Genomic DNA, 17493 nt, shown 5'->3' with positions numbered 1-17493 from the left:
ACTTATTTTATTTAGTATTTTACGGCTTAAAAAGTTAGTTTTGCAAAACTTTATGAGTTCTAAAAAGTACACCAAAAAAACTGCTAAAAGCATCCATCAGACACGGCGGAAGAATTATCTTTTTCGGCGGAAAATCGTATTAGGACTCCTGATTATTGCATTGTTGGGAACGGGGCTTTATCTCAAGCAATCCATCACTTATTATTATGCTTTATACTTTAATAAATTTACTCACAAAAAACTTGAGAACAGCGAAAAAGAAACTTTAAGGATACAAAAAATCATCAGTAATAACCTTGATAAAACGTATGGTTTTGATATTTCACATTATCAAAACCAGGAAGATATTAAATGGGACAGCTTAAGCATCGGAAATAAAACAATACCGCTTGACTTTGTAGTAATGCGGGCAACCATGGGAAACCGCAGCGCAGATAAACATTTTGACGACTTTTGGCAGCAGGCAATAAAACATAATCTCATTCGTGGGGCTTATCATTTTTACAGAGCCGATGAAGACCCCATCATTCAGGCAAATAATTTTCTTGAGAATGTAAAATTGGAGAGCGGTGACCTTCCGCCGATTTTAGATATTGAAAAAATACCGAGAAGAAAATCTAATAAAAAGCTTATTGAAGATCTGAAAATCTGGTGTAAAATCGTTGAAGAAACGTATGGTGAAAAACCCATCATCTACACTTATTATCATTACTATAAAGATTTCCTAAAAGGCGAATTTGATGATTACCCGCTCTGGATGGCCAATTACAATGACGTTCCTACCCCATCGCCCGATGATCAGTGGGATTTTTGGCAGTTTAGCGAAAAAGGAATTGTGTACGGAATCAATACCAAAGTTGATTTGGATGTATATAACGGTGGAATCTGGTCGTTAAAGAGAATGACTTTAGATTAATTATGATTTAAACGGCTTTCTCTGAATCCATTCAACAACAGGATTGAATGATTTGAAAATTCTTTCCATGAACTGATTGATCAAAAAATTATTATGCTTGATTAATCCGAATATTTCCACGGGCTGTGCTCCAATTGTCGACTTAATTTCTAATGCGGTTCTTCCGAAAATTATCCTGTTAAATTTTTCTGTAATTCCGAATTCTGCCATATCTAAAAGCATATTGAGATAGATTTGTTTTTCTTTTTGAAGCGCTTTGTTATAGCCGAGAAAATAAGTGTCAATATCTTTATTATTAAGAATTAATGTATAAAAACCTATCAGCTTTTCATCAAGATAGTATCCGAATACTTTGAAATTTTCTCCCAAAGATTCCTTCATGCTTTCAAAATGATTTTCGGTAAGAAAAAAAGTATTGAAAGGCGCATTTTCAGCGACATTTTGATAGAGGAGATTCATCTTTTTCTGATGATTCCTGATATCATCAAGATTCATTGTAGACTTTTTAATTCCGATTATCTTTTTCTTTGCAGATTTTGCCCGTGTACGATATTTTGTTGAAAACGCGTTGAGATAATCCTCAAAAGTCGACCAGCTTTCTTTTAAACTTAAAACCATATTTGGCTGCACTGAAAATCTGTAAAATGACCGGTGATTTTTGTCTTGAAAATATTTAATAAAACCCTTCTGATAATCTTTGTAAATAATGAGTGAAGTTTTGCCCTCCTGTTTCTGAATTTCCCGGACAGCCTCATCTATAAGACAAATTACTTCATCAACGGTGATTTTCGAAGCATCAAAATAAAATCCGTTTTGTCCGGTCAGCATATTGTTACCCAAAATCATCACGTTTTTGCTGAGTTTTTTAGCTGTAAAGTTTTTCACATTACAAAATGTTTCATCTTTTTGAAATGTTTTATGCTGAATAAAATTCAAGTATTGAAACAAAGCACCGCCGATCAATTCATCTTCATTAAAAAAGCCAACATAAAAGCACTTCATATTTTCGGGACATGAAGTTTCTAATGTTACGAAATATTCTTTGGACAGCATGATATTATGCCGACCGATCACATCATTCCAATTGTGCGGAATTTCTGACGAAGATTTATATTTTTTAAAAGTATAAGACATAAAAAAGGCTACAAATGTAGCCTATATTTAAGATTTAGATTGTATTATTTTGGAGTTACCAGATTAAAGCCGTCGATAGCATACCAACCGCAGATAATTCCGCCCATTATAGTGATGGTAATCGTCCAATAACCTGTATTGATAAAAATATATTTCCAGGATTTCCTTTCAAACATTCCGTTGATGGCAATTAAAGGAAAAACAAAGAAAATCCCCGTCATGAACGAATGCAGAGCGCCATGGCCAAACGATCTGAAGGCCGTACCGTAATCATGCATGAATGCTGTGTAAGAAGGTTTAGCTAAATTTTCGTCACCGCCGATCATTCCCATCGCACCAAATTGATGAATGGTTACCATCTGTAGGAAAAAACTCATCATAATAGATAAAATAATAGAGATGATAAATACCATTCCCATATTTGCACCTTTCAATTTCTCTTCAGTTAAACCTGTTTCTCGCATCCAGGCTTTCCCGAAAACTTTTGGATTGTACCAAATAAATCCCATGATTAAAGGGATAAAAGCGGCAAAAAGTATTGCCAAAAAGTTGATTTCTAACATAGTTTATAATTATAGTTTAGTTTCTCAAATCTACTTAAAAAAGTTTACAAATATATAATATCCTCAAAAGCTGTAATATTTCGTATTTTTGCACCACAAAATTTGGATATTAATGAATTACGTTGCGGCTGAGAATCTTACAAAATCTTACGGGATAAAAACTCTCTTTAAAAATATAGCATTTAACATCAATGAAGGCGACAAAATTGCTATTGTTGCTAAAAACGGAAGCGGAAAATCTACTTTGCTGAAAATCTTGATGGGGAAAGAAATCGCTGACAGCGGCTCTGTAATCATTAATAAAGATATACAAGTGGTATTGTTTGATCAGGAAATTGATTTTGAATCTGACCTTACAATTGAAGAGTTTATGATGACCTTAGATTCTGCACCCATTAAGGCTCTGAAAAATTATCACAAGTCACTTTTGTCAGACGATCCCGATTTTATGGAAAAAGCTTTGGCTGAAATGGAAATTCACAAAGCCTGGGATCTTGAAAACGAAATGACCCAAATACTTTCTCAGCTTAAAATCACTGATCTTGAAGCAAAAATGGGGATGCTTTCCGGCGGACAGATCAAACGTGTTGCTTTGGCAAAACTTTTAACAGAAACCAGAGCCGAACACCGGCATACCCTTTTAATTATGGATGAGCCAACCAACCACCTTGATGTAGAAATGGTGGAATGGCTTGAAAATTATTTAAATAAAGCAAAAATCACACTGCTTCTTGTCACTCACGACCGGTATTTTCTTGATGCAGTCTGCGGAATAATCTGGGAAATGGAAGATCAAAATCTGTACTTTCATAATGGTGCCTATGCAACTTATCTTGAAAACAAGATGATACGTGAAGACAATATGAACTCGACCATCGACAAAGCCAACAATCTTTACAGAAAGGAATTGGAATGGATGCGCAGACAGCCGAAAGCAAGAACCACAAAATCCAAATCAAGACAGGATGACTTTTACGAGACTGAAAAAATAGCCAAAACAGATACCCGAAAAGAAACTTTGGAACTGGATTTTGAAATGAAAAGGCTGGGAAACAAAATTTTGGAGCTTAAAGATATTTCTAAAAGCTATGGCGATAAATTATTGTTGAAAGATTTCAGTTATTCATTTCAGCGGGGCGAAAAAGTAGGAATTGTCGGGAAAAACGGAGCCGGAAAATCTACTTTACTCAATATCATTCAAGGTTTTGAACCAAAAGATTCCGGGGAAATTGAAACCGGAGAAACCATCAAATTCGGATATTTTTCTCAGAAAGGTCTGAAGTATAAAGAGGAAGAGCGAGTTATTGATTTTATCAAAGATATTTCTGAAAACTTTCCTTTGGCAAATGGTAAAACAATTTCCGCATCGCAGTTTTTAAGATTGTTCCTATTTGACGATCAAACTCAGTATTCGCCAATTTCTAAGCTTTCCGGAGGTGAAAAAAGAAGACTGCATCTGATGTACATCTTATACCAAAATCCTAATTTTTTAATTTTTGATGAGCCTACCAATGATCTGGATCTTCCTACTTTGACGGTATTGGAGAATTTCCTCTTAAACTTTCAGGGAAGTTTGATTATCGTTTCCCATGACAGATATTTTATGGACAGAATAGTTGATCACATTCTGGCTTTCGAAGGTGAAGGAAAAATAAGAGATTTTACCGGTAATTTTTCAGAATATAGGGAAAATGTAAAACTGGAAGAGAAAAACCCTAAACCTGCAGTAGTGCAAAAAGCTGAAACGCCTGTTGCTGTTTCGATTCCAAAACCGCAAGCTCCAAAGAAAAAACTTTCCTTTAAAGAACAGCGCGAACTAGAAACGATTGAAAAAGAAATTCCTGAGTTCGAAGCCAAAAGAGCAACAGTTCTTGAGCACCTGAATAACGAAACAGAATATGATAAAATTGCAAAACTATCTGCAGAATTAGAAACCCTTTCCGGCAAGCTGGAAAGCCATGAGATGAGATGGCTCGAGCTTCAGGAAATTTCCGGAGAAGCTTAATTGCTATAAAATATAAATAAAACGGGCGGTCAAATAATTGAACCGCCCGATTTATTATCAATGAAAATTAATTTCTCTTTATGATCGAAAAAATGCTATACAGTAAAAATGCGGTTCCCAATAACAGGAATCCGTACTTTAAATATTTATTGTCTTCGACCAGCGTAACACCGATTCCTACAAAGAGAAGACCGATTACTGTAAAACTTGAGCTTCTTTTTTTCATAGTTTAGTTTAATTCAATTACTTTCCCTTTTTTTGAACTTTCCAAAGAGGCTTCAATGATCTTCATATTCTGAATCACTTCATTACCAAGCGACGGCAACGCATAGCCGAAAACGATATGTTCATAGATTTGCTGATAATAATTCATATAATTTCCGGGCTGGCTTGAGGTTAAGACTCTTATTGATTCAGAATTTTCATCGGAATAATTCAGGATTCCATCAGATTCTTTCAAAGGCTGCATCCAATCTTTTCCGTTAATTGGAATAGCGCCTGCTGCGAGCTCATTTTCCTGATTGTCTGTTCGTTCCTGTAGAAAACTGCCTTTATCACCAAAAATTTTATACGCAAAATGGTCTTCTTTAGTAAATACAGAAGATTTTAGCCTCACTCTCAAAGTATCTTTATAATAAAGCAAAATTTCAAAATAATCATTGGCAAATGCTTCACCTTTCATTGAAAATACATCTGCGAAAAGTTTTTCAGGATATCCGAAAAGCTGTGTCGCCTGATCAACAAGGTGCGAACCCAAATCGTGGACAGAACCGGAACCACTTTGTGACGGATTTTCCTTATGCTCCTTCCCGCTCGCTTCAGTACGGAAACGATCAAAACGGATTTCAACTTCTCTGATATTTCCTAATTTACCTTCTGATATAATTTTTTGTACCTGCAGATAATCACGGTCAAATCTTCTGTTTTGGTACACACTTAAGAAGAGATTTTTATTTTCTGCCAATCTTACCAATTCTTCAGCTTCAGTAGCATTTACTGTAAAAGGCTTTTCTACGATTACATTTTTGCCTGCTTCCAAAGCCATTTTGGTGTATTCAAAATGCGTCTGAACCGGTGTATTTACAACAACAATCTCAATATCTGCATTTTGAAGCATCTCCCTGACCGAACGATGAATAGTTGCATCAGGATATAAATTTTTAGAATCTTCTCTGCTTCTTTCTACAACTGCAGACAAAAAAAATCCCGGATGTTCTTTTAAAAACGGTGCATGAAAAATTTTTCCGCTCATTCCAAATGCACATAAACCTACTTTTACCAATTGCATACTCTTATTTTCAACAAATATATTTATAATCTTTTATCAATAAAAACCCTTCTGTTTAAGATACGAATCAAGGTTATGATAAAAATCAGATATTTTTATTTGGAACAATTACAAATAATAAGATTTAATACTTACATTTGCCCCTTATTTAAAACTACTCTAAATAAAAAAATGAAAAAACCACTGATAACTTTAGGATTTCTTGCACTTTCTTTTTCATTATCTGCCCAGATGAGATATACTGCTGAAAGTGATACGATAAGAATTCAAACGATTGAAGATGTGAATCTTCATAAGACAGGAAACCCCAATACAGCGAAGCCGGCCACTACAAAATCGAATCTTACGGTAATGGAAAATCCACAGGCAATTTCTATCGTTACCCATGAGATTATCGAACAGCAGCAGGCAAAGCAATTGAGCGAGGTTCTTCAGAATGTAAACGGAGTTTATCTTACTTCTGCAAGAGGTGGTTCCCAAGATAGCTTCGGTGGTAGAGGTTTTATTTTTGGTAACGATAATATTTATAAAAACGGCTCCAGAGTCAACAGCGGAGTTTTTCCTGAAGTAAGCGGACTTGAAAGAGTGGAAGTTTTGAAAGGTGCAACGGCAATGCTATACGGAAATGCAGCAGCGGGTGGTATTATCAATTTAGTAACAAAAAAACCCAGATTTAATTTCGGTGGTAGCGTTGGTCTAAATGCAGGAAGTTGGAATTCTTACAAACCAACCGTAGATGTTTACGGACCTATCTCAAAAAATGTCGCATTCAGAATAAATGGGGCTTATGAATATGCAGAAAGTTTCCGCGATGTGGTGAAATCTGAAAAGTATTATTTTAACCCTTCATTTTTATTCAATTTAGGAGAAAAATCACAGCTAATTATTGAGGCAGATTATCTGAAAAATGATCTTACTCCTGATTTCGGAATAGGCTCGATTACCAATAAAGACCAGAGCTACACCATGATCGACTGGTTACCCAGAAACACTTTTTTTGGAACCGACTGGCAATATCAAAATGTTCAGCAAGCATCAACAAATGTGACATTTAATCACCAAATCAATGATAAATGGACGTTGAATGCTTCTGCGTCATATCAAAATTATACAAAAGATTATTTTTCAACAGAAAGAGTGCAATGGGCTTATGCATCGCCGACAGCTACAAGATTATCTTGGAATACCCCATTAAACAAAACCTATAACGAACAAAATTATGGTTCTGCACAAGTAAATGTAAATGGAGATTTCAATATAGGAAAAACCAATCATAAAGTATTGATCGGTACAGATGCAGACTACGGACAATCTGATGCGAATGCTTATAATTTGATACAGGCTCCTACCAACATATTATTTTTGGATGATCCTGCTTCATGGGATAACGGAAGCTTAGCAATGCCCGAATCTACTTTAAATACAAAAACTAGAACGACCGCGAGAAGAATAGGTGTTTATGCTCAGGATTTTATCAGCTTAACAAAGGAATTTAAAGTGCTTGCAGGACTTCGCTGGTCATATATCGAAAATATGCCAAGTTTACTTACGCGTTTTACCACAGATGTGAAAACTGAAGTAGCAAATTCAGCTACATCGGACAATGCTTTTTCACCAAAATTTGGTTTAGTTTATAATCCCAATGATAACTTTTCAGCATTTGTAACTTATACCAATTCATTTGCAACGAATGCAGGATATACTTCTGATGCGGTCAGTAATTTAGATACTTCAGGAAATCTAACACAGGTTCAAAGCAGAGTTGCAACACTTCCAAAGCAGGGAATAAGACGTACTACAGTAGATCAATATGAAATAGGAGCTAAGAAAAACATCTGGAATAATGCTGTAGCAGTTAACGTGACGTTGTACCAGATTCTATATCATAACTTTTACCAGAATTTCTTCTATGTTGATACTTTAGGTAACGTACAAACACCAGATACTAATTTAAAAGAGCTTGCTGGAAAAATGCGAAGCCGCGGTGTTGAGGTGGATATTACAGGAAATCCTAATGAAAATATTTCTATTATCGGAGGTTTTTCATATAACAATTCTGTTTATATTGATACCCCGGAAAAAGGATTTGTCGAAAAGCAAAGATTGGTGAGAACCCCTGCAACTACAGCCAATGCTTCCGTATTTTATAAATTCACCAATTATGTCCCTGGTTTGAAAGCCGGAATTGGAGTTTATTATATTGGTAACAGAATCGCAGGATGGAATGATTCAAAATCTACAAATATCACCAGAAAAGATGTGAGCAGAAGTTTTGAGCTAGAAGACTACACTACAGTTTCTTTATCGCTAGGATACGAATGGAAGAAATTCTCAATCCAGGGCAAAGTAGGTAACCTATTTGATGTGGTGAATTATAATGTACATGAAAACTATTCTGTAAACCCAATTACGCCGAGAAATTATTATTTCACACTGACTTATAAACTATAAAATTTAGATATTCAATAACTCTTTATTTAAGTGGAAGTTGCATTTTTGCAGTTTCCACTTTTGAAATTTTAAAAAACAATATAATTAAACATGGACAAGATCAAAGACACCAGAAGTTTTATGAGGATAACTCACCGTTATTTAGGTTTTTTTATGGCAGGTATTATGGCTGTTTATGCAATTAGTGGTGTTTTGCTCATTTACAGAGATACCGACTTTTTAAAAAAGGAAAATAAAATCGACAAAAAAATTGCAGTAAACCTTTCAGAAAAAGAACTTGGAAAAGAACTTAAAATCAAAAATTTTGAAATCGAAAAAAAGGAGGGTGATCTAGTCAGATTCAAACAGGGAACTTATGATGCTGCAACCGGACAAGCAAAGTATACAAAGAAAGAACTACCCTTTGTTTTGGATAAAATGACAAAGCTTCACAAATCGCAATCTAAAGACACATTATCACCACTTAATGCCTTTTTTGGTTTCTGTCTATTTTTCTTCGTCATCTCAAGTTTCTGGATGTTTAATACCAAAAGCAGACCTTTCAGAAGAGGTATTAAATTTGCAGTGGCTGGTCTCATTATTGCCGTTATTTTGATATTCATCTAATTCTTAATTTATAATTGATCTATTATTCACTATTCTCATTCCCTTTTGCTGAAAGTGAGTACACAAAGGCTGTGGCACATTTATTGAAGTGAAATTGCATATTAAAATATTTTAACATTAAACTATTAAAATTATAAATTATGAAAAAGCTGATTTTTACAGGAATTTTAGCTGTGGCTGGTTTGTCAGGTACAGCAAACGCACAGATTCAGGAAGGTAACTGGATGGTGGGTAGCAGCTTGCTATCTAGTAATTTTGGATTAAATACAGGAGCTGGATATGATATCACACTTCAGCCGAGAGCTGCATATTTTATTAAAGATAATGTAGCTTTAGGAGGTTATGTAACTTTAGGTCTTGCTAAACCAGGTGCAGGTGCATCAACACAATTTACTTACGGTGTAGGTGCTTTAGGACGTTATTTTTTATCTCCGGGAGAAAAAGGTGTTGACAATTTATTAAACCACGGAAGATGGTTTTTGGAAGGTAACTTAGGTGTTGGCGGATTCAATGTAGAGAATGGTATTTCTACAACAGGTTTAGACTTTGGTGTAGGTCCTGGTTACTCCTACTTTATCACTCCAAACATTGGTGTTGAAGGTCTGGTAAAATACAACGGTGTAACAGGTTTTGGAAATGAAGGATTGACCTCCAGAATCAGCTTTAATGTAGGTTTCAGTATTTATCTTCCATCATCTAAAGGCAGAGAAGTTGCAAACGACTTGAAATAATTTTTTCAAAATATAAATAAAAGCGGCCCGGAAAATTTCCGGGCCGCTTTTTCAAATTAAAACTAAACTATATAATAAATAAAAAATCTAAGCTTATTTGTTGGGTTGAGGTGTATAGCGAAGGTACGGTTTGATTTCGTTAACACCTTTTGGAAAAATATTTTTGGCATCTTCAGTAGTAATAGAAGGCGGGATGATGACATCATCACCATCATTCCAATTTGCAGGAGTAGCAATGGTATGAGAGTCTACCAACTGCAGAGAATCTAAAACTCTCAGAATTTCATTGAAATTTCTGCCCGTTGAAGCAGGATAAGTAATGATCAGTCGTACTTTTTTAGTGGGGTCTATAATTAATAAAGAGCGAACTGTTGCCGTTAATGAAGCATTTGGATGAATGAAATCATACAGTTCCGAAACTTTCCGTTCTTTATCAGCGATAATAGGAAACTGCACTTCAGTATTTTGAGTTTCGTTGATATCTTTGATCCATTTTTTATGATCTTCTACTCCATCAACACTTAATGCGATTACCTTTGTGTCTCTTTGGTCAAACTCTGATTTTAGTTTTGCAGTATAACCTAATTCAGTTGTACAAACCGGAGTATAATCAGCAGGATGGGAAAATAAGATCCCCCATGAATCTCCAAGATATTCGTAAAAATCAATTTTTCCTGCAGATGAGTCTGCCTGAAAGTTGGGTGCGGTATCTCCTAGTTTGATCGACATAGTATATTGTTTTTATTAGTCTACAAATTTAATAGACTTTTTGTAACTGGCAAAATTTTTGCTTAAAAATTAATTTAAAATTTAAAAATACCTTTATGGATTATGGTTTAAGCTACGTTGATACCGTATATAAAGTTTTACAAAATTGGTACATCGCTTTCGCAAGACTCACCCCAAAACTTGTGGTGGGAATTTTAGTATTCTTATTTTTCCTGTTTACTAGTAAGTATCTGAGTGTACTTGCTGTAAAAATAATGCATAAGCTTTTTCCTAAAAGTAAAAAAGAAGGATCAGTGATTACCGTTATTGGCATTTTTAGGTTTATCATCGTATTGATGGGATGCTTTATTGCTCTGGAGATTATGGGATTCAGCGGGTTCCTTTGGAAATTTATTGGGAGTTTGGGAGTTGCAGGGGTAATTGCCGGTGTTGCTCTAAAAGATTTGGTTTCAAGCATCTTTTCGGGATTACTTATTGGTATTGATAAAGCTTTTAAAGTAGGAGATTATATATCGATAGGCAATCATTCCGGAACGGTACAAGACATAGGATTTCTGACGACAAAACTGATCACAGACGATGGTAAAAAAGCTTATATTCCGAACCAAGTGATTTTTAATGCACCTTTTTATAATATTACAGCCTCACCTCAGCGGAAAATTATTTTAGATTTTGAGATCCCTGCGGATGAAGATATTGTAAAAGCCCAGAAAAGCATCAATGATATTATTTTAGGTCAGGAATATATTGATAAGCAAGACAAAGTGGAAGTTATATTCACCAACTTAAAACAAGGGGTGTTCAATCTTCAAGTAAAGTTCTGGATGAAAGTCGGCGAAAATATGGGTTATGTAAAAAGTGATATTTTGATGAAGATCAAAAGCAGTCTTGATGCCGACGGAATTCCTCTTGTTACTCCTACAAGCATTAATATAACCAATACAGGAAGCGGCGAAATTTTTAAAGAAAATAATGATCTTTGAGAGTAATTCTTCGATTAAAAACAAAAAAAACCTTCCAAAAAGGAAGGCTTTTTATTTTAAGCTAAGTTCTAATTAGTTAGAAAGAGAAGCTGAGTGAATCAACATATCAACCAATTTGTTTGAATAACCCATTTCGTTGTCATACCAAGAAACAAGCTTCACAAAGTTAGGAGAAAGCATAATTCCTGCATCTTTATCAAAGATTGAAGTTCTCTTATCTCCGATGAAATCCTGAGAAACTACAGCATCTTCAGTGTATCCAAGAATACCTTTCAATTCACCTTCAGAGGCAGTTTTAATCACAGCGCAGATTTCTTCATAAGAAGCCGCTTTTTCGATTCTTACTGTTAAATCAACTACAGAAACGTCAACTGTTGGTACTCTGAAAGACATTCCTGTCAATTTTCCGTTCAATGAAGGAATTACTTTACCTACCGCCTTAGCAGCACCTGTAGAAGAAGGGATAATATTGTTGAGAGCAGCTCTACCACCTCTCCAGTCTTTCGCTGAAGGGCCGTCAACAGTTTTTTGAGTAGCTGTTGTAGCGTGTACCGTAGTCATTAAACCTTCTACAATACCGAAGTTATCGTGAATTACTTTAGCTAAAGGTGCTAAACAGTTGGTTGTACAAGATGCGTTTGATAAAATTTTAATATCATCAGTCAATTCTTTATGGTTTACCCCCATTACAAACATTGGCGTATCATCTTTAGAAGGAGCAGAAAGAATAACTTTCTTTGCACCAGCGTTGATGTGTGCTGTTGCACTTTCTTTATCTAAAAATAAACCGGTAGATTCTACGATGTAATCAGCACCGATCTCGTTCCATTTTAAGTTATTTGGATCTCTCTCTGCAGTAACTCTGATTTTTTTACCATTTACCACAAGATCGTTACCTTCTACAGAAACTTCTCCTGGGAAGATGCCGTGTACAGAATCATATTTTAACATGTAAGCCATGTATTCTGCATTAATAAGGTCGTTGATACCTACTACCTCGATATTGTCTCTTTCAGTCATTGCTCTGAAAACAAGACGTCCGATTCTACCAAACCCGTTAATACCTACTTTGATTGTTGACATAATTGTTTTGATTTATTTAATTATATAAAATATTAGATTGCTAAAATTTCTGAAATCAAGAGCAGATCCTTATTGATTTCATTGTGTTTCTTAATAGCTTCTTCAATGGGAGTATACACAATTTCGTTAGAGCGCATTCCTGCCATCACATTGTTCTCTCCTGCCATTAATCCGGTTACTGCGCCAAAGCCCAGTCTGCTGGCTAAAACCCGGTCTGCACAACTTGGTGATCCTCCTCTCTGAATGTGGCCTAAAATAGCCACACGAATATCATATTCCGGAAACTCGGTTTTGGTCTGCTCTGCCAATTCATAGATGTTAGCCAGCTTTTCACCTTCTGCTACTACGACAATGCTTGATGATTTTCCTGTTTTTTCTGCGTTTCTGAAATTGGCAAACAATTCATCTATGCTATCTTTTCTTTCAGGAATCAGAATATCCAAGGCACCGGTTGCCAATCCGCTGTTTAGTGCAATAAAACCTGCATCACGACCCATTACTTCTACAAAGAAAACCCTGTTGTGAGAGGTTGCCGTATCACGTATTTTATCGATAGCATCCATTGCGGTATTCAAAGCGGTGTCGAAACCTATTGTGTTGTCTGTTCCAAAGATATCGTTATCAATGGTGCCGGGTACTCCGATTACTTTAATTCCGAATTCTTCGTTGAAGATCTTTGCTCCTGTAAAAGTACCGTCACCACCAATACACACCAAAGCTTCAATTCCGTATCTCACGCAATTGTCATAGGCTTTCTGGCGACCTTCTTTGGTCATAAACTCTTTGGAACGGGCAGATTTCAGGATAGTTCCACCCTGGTTAATTATATTTTTTACAGAACGGGGTCCCATTTTCAGGAAATCATCATGAATAAGACCATTATAGCCTTCTCTCACTCCGTAACATTCGATATTATAATAATTGGCAGTTCTTACAACCGCTCTTAATGCTGCATTCATCCCTGGAGAGTCTCCTCCCGAGGTAAGAACTGCAATTTTTTTCACAGCACTTCCATTCATTTAGTAAAAAATTTCAGACACAAATTTACAAAAACAAGTTCAGATAACGGCAGTATCTTGCCAATACTTTTCATCCTTTAGTATCCTGTAATTTTAAAGCAAATTGTTTAAGTAATAATTTACATTTTAAATTTATAAAACTCGAAGCTGTATTTTTTTACCAATTCTTTTCCGTTAAATATTTCCAATATCTTTTGGGAACATGCTGAATGTGCAGTTTTAAATTTTTCCTTTCTACAATATTGGTTTTGAAAAAATAACGTTGCCACAGCGTCTGGTAATTTTTTTCTTCATCATGAAATTTCTGCTGGTATTTATTGAGATCAATTTTTTCTTCGGGGTAAAAGAAGTCACAGGTTTTTAAATCGTAAAGAAGTCCGTAATTTCTCCTGAGATCATAAATCATCCATTTCTGATCCTGATAACGGTCTTTGAAATGTTTTCTGATTAGAGGCAAAACATTAAAATCCGGATCTATTTTGGCAAAAAAAACCTCATCCTGCATTTTCTCAAACCGTACAAAAGCCGTCATCCTGTGTCGTTCACGACTTACAGACTTACAAATCTTAGCTATTCTCAAAATATCCTGATCTGCATAATTTTGGAGAATATTTTCCTTCGGATATTGAATGGATTGCTTTACCGCAGATAAAATGATTTGCTCTAAATCAGGTTCTTCCGATAAAAAAACTTTCACCAATTCATGAATTCCAGATTTACCGATGTTTTCTTCTAATTTATTTAAAACTCTTTCAGATTTTGCTTCCTGCGTGATCACTTCATGAATTTCTGCAAATATATTTTCCTGATGAAATCTTTCTCTTGAAATAATTTCCACATCTTTAAACTTATACTCGAAAACCTCGAATATTGCCGTAAAAAGTCCGTCGAAACTGCCATCATAGAGTAAGATTGTCATTTTGATTGGAGGGTTGGAGTTGGAGCGTTTAAGTGTGATAGAATGAACTTATTTGGTATTTAAACCACAATTATTAATGAAAATTCGTGAAAAAATGTGTACAAATAGTGTTTTAACATTTAAAATAAAGTCAACTGTTGCGAAAACTGATCCTGAAATTTAGAAGTACTTCCCCCAATTAATAATTTTTTCAAATTTAAATCAGTTAAATGTCTTAGGAAAACATTTCCCGCATTAAAATCAATGAAATATTTTGCCCGATTCACCGCTGCACCTAATTTTTGTAGATTCTCAATCGTCAAAACCTGAAAACGTCTCGCAGAAACAATTTTCTTCGCCGTTTTCACACCAATTCCCGGAATTCTTAAAATCATCTGATAATCTGCACTTTGAAGATTAATCGGAAACTGATCAAGATGTCGAAGTGCCCAACTCAATTTTGGGTCAACTTCTAAATCTAAAAACGGCATATGCGGATCTAAAATTTCATCTGCTTTAAAACCATAAAAACGCATCAGCCAATCTGATTGATACAACCGATTCTCCCTAAGCATAGGAACTGCCGTCGTTAAAGCCGGTAATCTCGTATCTTCTAAAACAGGAACGTATCCGGAATAATAAACCCTTTTAAGATTATAATTTTTATAAAAATGATCAGCAACTTTGATAATTTGTAAATCATTTTCATTAGTAGCCCCCACAATCATCTGCGTAGACTGACCAGCCGGAGCAAATTTTGGAACTTTCCGGAAAATTTTCTTCTCTTCTTTGTATTGTGTAATTCCGCTCTGAATATATTTCATCGGATTCAGCATATCCTCACGGTTTTTCTCTGGAGCCAACAATTTCAATCCGCTTTCTGTCGGAATTTCAATATTAATTGACAATCGGTCAGCATACAAAGCCGCTTCCTGCATCAATAAATCACTTGCACCAGGAATTGATTTTAAATGAATATACCCGTTAAAATTTTCTTCCAAACGAAGTTTTTTTGCTACTCGAACCAAACGTTCCATTGTAGTGTCAGCATTTTTGAAAATTCCTGAGCTTAAAAACAAACCTTCAATATAATTTCTGCGGTAAAAATTAATCGTTAAATCCACAACTTCTTCAACCGTAAAAGCAGCTCTTTTTATATCATTTGAACTGCGGGAAACACAATAAGCACAATCATAAATACAATGATTGGTTAAGAGAACTTTTAAAAGAGAAACACATCGACCGTCTTCGGTATAAGTATGACAAATTCCGCTTGCAGAACTATCTCCCAAAGCACCTTTCTTATTCTTCCTCGAACCTCCGCTGGATGAGCATGACACGTCATATTTTGCAGCATCGGCGAGAATTTCTAATTTTTCTTTTAGACGGTCAAAATTCATTTATTAAAGTTGGAATTTATTATAAATATCTAATTTACTATACAAAATTATGTCCAAAATTGAGAAATATCACTCTTTTTTCAACGAACTTATCCACAATAGGCACAAACAAATTTACTATATTTACCATCATTAATTTATGCGTGAAATCGTAAACGGTCGATTCCGCTTTTCTGTATCAAAAAATAACTTATTACTATGAATCATCAACCGGTAGAAGGTTTTTCTAAACTGACCAAACAGGGAAAAATTGACTGGCTCGTCAATGAATATCTCGAAGGAAACACAGATTATCAAAATATACTCAATCAATATTGGAATGAAAATGCAGACCTTCAGAAACTCCATGATGAATTTTCCGAAAACACCATTTCCAATTTTTATATGCCGTACGGAATTGCTCCGAATTTTCTGATTGACGGAAAGTTATTGGCTTTACCGATGGCCGTTGAAGAAAGCTCTGTAGTTGCAGCCGCTTCAAAAGCAGCAAAATTCTGGATTGATAAAGGTGGGTTCAAAACTACGATTATCAATACCAAAAAATTAGGTCACACTCATTTCATTATTGATGTAGAATCGCATAAACTTCAGCATTTTTTTAATTTTAAATTAAAGAAAAAACTTTTTGAAGCCACAGAAAGCATCACGGCAAACATGAGAAATCGTGGCGGTGGAATTTTAGAAATAAAACTGGTTGATAAAACCGCAGAAATGTCTAATTACTTCCAGTTAAAAGCAAGCTTTGACACCGTAGACTCTATGGGTGCCAACTTCATCAACTCTTGCCTTGAACAATTTGGAAAAACTTTAAAAGAAGAAATTTCTTTGGAAGAAGATTTCACACAGGAAGAAAAAAATTCTTTGCAGGTAGTGATGAATATTCTTTCCAATTTCACTCCGGACTGCATAGTAAGAGCCGAAGTTTCATGTAAAATTGAAGACTTAAAAGACGACAGTGGAATTTCAAATGAAGAATTTGCAAGAAAATTTAAACAAGCGGTAACCATCGCCGAAATTGAACCCTTCCGTGCGACAACGCATAACAAAGGAATTATGAATGGCGTTGATGCCGTTGTCATTGCAACCGGAAATGATTTCAGAGCAACTGAAGCTTGCGCACATGCATACGCTGCAAGAGAAGGAAAATATTCTTCGTTAACACACTGTACGACAGACAACGGAATATTCAGATTTTGGATCGACCTTCCGATTTCTGTAGGCGTTGTAGGCGGTTTAACGAATCTTCATCCTTTGGTAAAATTTTCTTTGGCACTTCTCGGGAAACCTTCTGCTCAGGAACTGATGAGTATTTTGGCTGTTTCAGGGCTTGCTCAGAATTTTGGAGCTTTGAGATCTTTAGTGACCACAGGAATTCAGAAAGGTCACATGAAAATGCACTTGCTGAATATTCTAAACCAAATGGGGGCAACAGAAGAAGAAAAGCAACATTTTGTAACCTACTTCAAAGATAAAACAGTAAGTCATCATGAGGTTATCAATGAGTTTAACAGATTAAGAGGACAATAATGTTTGGAATTATTGTCGCAGCTCTTATGTTGGCTTTCGGAATTTTTCTGAAAGTAACAAAAAATCCGGGTTTTGCCCGAAATAAAAAATTTGCATGGATCTTCATTGCAATTGGGGTAATATCACTAATATTTAAGATTTTAAACTATAAATAAAAACA

16 protein-coding genes are annotated in these 17493 nt (G+C 35.3%); 7 read left to right on the top strand and 9 right to left on the bottom strand.

Going from position 1 to position 17493, the window contains the following annotated elements; all coding sequences use genetic code 11:
* Window positions 1-52 precede the first annotated feature (52 nt).
* The gene (locus tag K0U91_RS09410; RefSeq protein WP_220180556.1) at window positions 53-916 is read left to right on the top strand and encodes a glycoside hydrolase family 25 protein; all 864 of its coding nucleotides are present in this window, start codon (window positions 53-55) and stop codon (window positions 914-916) included.
* Here the strand turns inward: K0U91_RS09410 and K0U91_RS09405 are convergent, their stop codons facing one another.
* The gene (locus tag K0U91_RS09405; protein ID WP_220180557.1) at window positions 917-2050 is read right to left on the bottom strand and encodes a peptidogalycan biosysnthesis protein; all 1134 of its coding nucleotides are present in this window, start codon (window positions 2048-2050) and stop codon (window positions 917-919) included. It lies immediately after the preceding gene.
* A gap of 44 nt (window positions 2051-2094) precedes the next feature.
* Entirely contained in the window at window positions 2095-2613 is a 519-nt protein-coding gene (locus K0U91_RS09400; RefSeq protein WP_219970453.1) for a DUF1761 domain-containing protein, read from the bottom strand.
* A 112-nt stretch (window positions 2614-2725) separates the two neighbouring features.
* Here K0U91_RS09400 and K0U91_RS09395 point away from each other — a divergent pair, with 112 nt between their 5' ends.
* Window positions 2726-4618, top strand: coding sequence for an ABC-F family ATP-binding cassette domain-containing protein (locus K0U91_RS09395; RefSeq protein WP_219970452.1), 1893 nt, complete (start codon window positions 2726-2728; stop codon window positions 4616-4618).
* A gap of 67 nt (window positions 4619-4685) precedes the next feature.
* Here K0U91_RS09395 and K0U91_RS09390 read toward each other — a convergent pair whose 3' ends face one another.
* Both K0U91_RS09390 and K0U91_RS09385 read right to left on the bottom strand, forming a co-directional pair.
* Window positions 4686-4844 carry a hypothetical protein gene (locus tag K0U91_RS09390; protein ID WP_219970451.1) on the bottom strand — a complete coding sequence of 53 codons (159 nt, stop codon included), beginning with the start codon at window positions 4842-4844 and terminating at the stop codon, window positions 4686-4688.
* A 3-nt stretch (window positions 4845-4847) separates the two neighbouring features.
* Entirely contained in the window at window positions 4848-5906 is a 1059-nt protein-coding gene (locus tag K0U91_RS09385; protein WP_220180558.1) for a Gfo/Idh/MocA family oxidoreductase, read from the bottom strand.
* 171 nt (window positions 5907-6077) lie between these two features.
* On the opposite strand from K0U91_RS09385, the gene K0U91_RS09380 reads away from it, so the two are divergent.
* The 3 genes from K0U91_RS09380 to K0U91_RS09370 all read left to right on the top strand — a co-directional run bounded on the left by K0U91_RS09380 (window position 6078) and on the right by K0U91_RS09370 (window position 9694).
* Window positions 6078-8357, top strand: a complete 2280-nt coding sequence (locus K0U91_RS09380; protein WP_220180559.1) for a TonB-dependent siderophore receptor — start codon at window positions 6078-6080, stop codon at window positions 8355-8357.
* 90 nt (window positions 8358-8447) lie between these two features.
* A complete protein-coding gene (locus K0U91_RS09375; RefSeq protein WP_220180560.1) occupies window positions 8448-8963 on the top strand; it encodes a hypothetical protein in 516 nt (171 codons plus the stop codon).
* A gap of 140 nt (window positions 8964-9103) precedes the next feature.
* The gene (locus K0U91_RS09370) at window positions 9104-9694 is read left to right on the top strand and encodes a hypothetical protein (protein WP_220180561.1); all 591 of its coding nucleotides are present in this window, start codon (window positions 9104-9106) and stop codon (window positions 9692-9694) included.
* Window positions 9695-9787: 93 nt separating this feature from the next.
* Here K0U91_RS09370 and K0U91_RS09365 read toward each other — a convergent pair whose 3' ends face one another.
* Window positions 9788-10423, bottom strand: a complete 636-nt coding sequence (locus tag K0U91_RS09365) for a peroxiredoxin (RefSeq protein WP_220180562.1) — start codon at window positions 10421-10423, stop codon at window positions 9788-9790.
* 95 nt (window positions 10424-10518) lie between these two features.
* Between K0U91_RS09365 and K0U91_RS09360 the strand changes: the two genes are divergently transcribed.
* The gene (locus K0U91_RS09360; protein WP_219970445.1) at window positions 10519-11406 is read left to right on the top strand and encodes a mechanosensitive ion channel family protein; all 888 of its coding nucleotides are present in this window, start codon (window positions 10519-10521) and stop codon (window positions 11404-11406) included.
* A gap of 72 nt (window positions 11407-11478) precedes the next feature.
* Here K0U91_RS09360 and gap read toward each other — a convergent pair whose 3' ends face one another.
* The 4 genes from gap to K0U91_RS09340 all read right to left on the bottom strand — a co-directional run bounded on the left by gap (window position 11479) and on the right by K0U91_RS09340 (window position 15806).
* The gene (gap, locus tag K0U91_RS09355; protein WP_219970444.1) at window positions 11479-12489 is read right to left on the bottom strand and encodes a type I glyceraldehyde-3-phosphate dehydrogenase; all 1011 of its coding nucleotides are present in this window, start codon (window positions 12487-12489) and stop codon (window positions 11479-11481) included.
* A 32-nt stretch (window positions 12490-12521) separates the two neighbouring features.
* On the bottom strand, window positions 12522-13508 hold the full coding sequence (pfkA, locus tag K0U91_RS09350; RefSeq protein WP_219970443.1) for a 6-phosphofructokinase: 987 nt from the start codon (window positions 13506-13508) through the stop codon (window positions 12522-12524).
* Between the two features lie 157 nt (window positions 13509-13665).
* Window positions 13666-14427, bottom strand: a complete 762-nt coding sequence (locus tag K0U91_RS09345) for a TIGR03915 family putative DNA repair protein (RefSeq protein WP_220180563.1) — start codon at window positions 14425-14427, stop codon at window positions 13666-13668.
* Between the two features lie 119 nt (window positions 14428-14546).
* Window positions 14547-15806 carry a putative DNA modification/repair radical SAM protein gene (locus tag K0U91_RS09340; protein ID WP_219970441.1) on the bottom strand — a complete coding sequence of 420 codons (1260 nt, stop codon included), beginning with the start codon at window positions 15804-15806 and terminating at the stop codon, window positions 14547-14549.
* A gap of 198 nt (window positions 15807-16004) precedes the next feature.
* On the opposite strand from K0U91_RS09340, the gene K0U91_RS09335 reads away from it, so the two are divergent.
* Complete coding sequence (locus K0U91_RS09335) at window positions 16005-17333, top strand: hydroxymethylglutaryl-CoA reductase, degradative (protein WP_220180564.1); 1329 nt, start codon at window positions 16005-16007, stop codon at window positions 17331-17333.
* Window positions 17334-17493 lie beyond the last annotated feature (160 nt).

This window comes from Chryseobacterium sp. LJ668 (assembly GCF_019613955.1).
In the GTDB taxonomy this organism is placed as follows: domain Bacteria; phylum Bacteroidota; class Bacteroidia; order Flavobacteriales; family Weeksellaceae; genus Chryseobacterium.
Note: the sequence above shows the minus strand (reverse complement) of the source record. Positions and strands in the feature narration are given on the sequence as shown.